The 717-nt window shown below is 47.4% G+C and carries 1 protein-coding gene; it reads left to right on the top strand.

The features are described 5' to 3' along the window. Positions 1 to 717: GGDEF domain-containing protein (locus R7P74_RS26400; protein WP_318123614.1), on the top strand; the 717-nt coding region annotated here is incomplete at both ends.

The following is a 717-nucleotide window of genomic DNA, read 5'->3' as shown; positions in this document are numbered from 1 at the left end:
TCGATTTTGATGGTTTAATGCGAGAAACCGGCGTATTCGACTTCTCATACCATTATCCTTTGCCGATACGTGGTTATGACAGCGGCGGCGAATATGGGGATATGTTCTTTGGTGATCCTAATCAAACGGGCAAATTGTACGCCAAAGAGCATGTGCACTTCCCTTACGGTGGCTGGAGTATGGCGGCCTACGCGGGTGGTCAGTTTGAGCAACAAATTTCGTGGTTTGAGCTGAACATCGTCAGAATCATTGGCTATCCCATTCTCATTGCACTGAGTATTGCGTTGATCGTGATTTACCGTTTGTACATCATCGCCGACGACCGTGCGCTGCATGATGAACTGACGCATTTGCCCAATCGCCGTTACTTTATGCAGTCATACAAGCAGCAGTTTGAAATCGCTAAGCGCTATAAAAAACGTTACAGCTTTGCGTTGATCAATATAGATCTAGACCGATTCAAACACATCAATGATACCTTCGGCCATGACGCGGGTGACAAGGTGTTGATTGCTACCGCAGAGCGCATCAAAAGCAGCTTGAGACGTTCAGACATGGTCGCGCGAATAGGCGGTGACGAGTTTTTAGTGGTTGTACACAATTTGGGAATGGAAGAGCACGTGCAGAAGTTACTGCAAAAGCTCAGGTTGGCGTTGTGTTGGACGCCGGTTATTTATGACGAAGAGCTGATCTACCTACGCGTGAGCATTGGTTACG

This window comes from Vibrio sp. 2033, from assembly GCF_033339735.1.
This window is presented reverse-complemented; position numbering and strand designations above follow the sequence as displayed.